The organism is Paenibacillus sp. 3LSP (genome assembly GCF_032465655.1).
GTDB lineage: Bacteria > Bacillota > Bacilli > Paenibacillales > Paenibacillaceae > Fontibacillus > Fontibacillus barengoltzii.
The window spans coordinates 1-537 of record NZ_JAWDJI010000002.1; the positions used below are offsets into that span (position 1 = coordinate 1).

The window sequence follows — 537 nt, forward strand, 5'->3', positions numbered from 1 at the left end:
AAGTAAAAACAGATCGACGGGATGCGGAGCAACTCGCGCGTTTGTATCGTGCAGGTGAGCTCACTCCCGTTTATGTACCGGAACGGGAAGATGAGGCTCTACGGGAATTGGTTCGCGCCCGTGAAGCTGCCAAGGAAGATGCCCACCGGGCTCGTCAGCGGATCTTGAAATTCCTGCTTCGTCACCAGATTGAACCACCGGCCACAATCAAGCGTCGCTGGACGAAGAAGTATCGCGTCTGGCTGGGGCAACTGGTATTCCCGTACGAGCCCATGCAGGTGGCCTTCGATGAGATGCTTCATGCTTTGAATGAGATCGAGCAGCGCATGGGTCGCCTAGAAAAAGCACTGGTAGAGCAAGCGGCGACCGGTTCTAAGGCTTCTCTGATCCAAGCTCTTCAGTCCCTACGGGGGATTGGATTGCTCACAGCCATCACCCTTGCGGCTGAAATCGGAACCTTTGCGCGTTTTCGCTCCCCAGCCCAACTGATGGCGTACTTGGGACTGGTCCCTCGTGAGTATTCCACGGGCCTAAGTA

The 537-nt window shown here is 55.9% G+C and carries 1 protein-coding gene; it reads left to right on the plus strand.

The genetic code is table 11. From position 1 onward, the window contains the following. The coding region (locus RW092_RS00135; RefSeq protein WP_316009177.1) for an IS110 family RNA-guided transposase at window positions 1-537 on the plus strand (537 nt) is incomplete at both ends.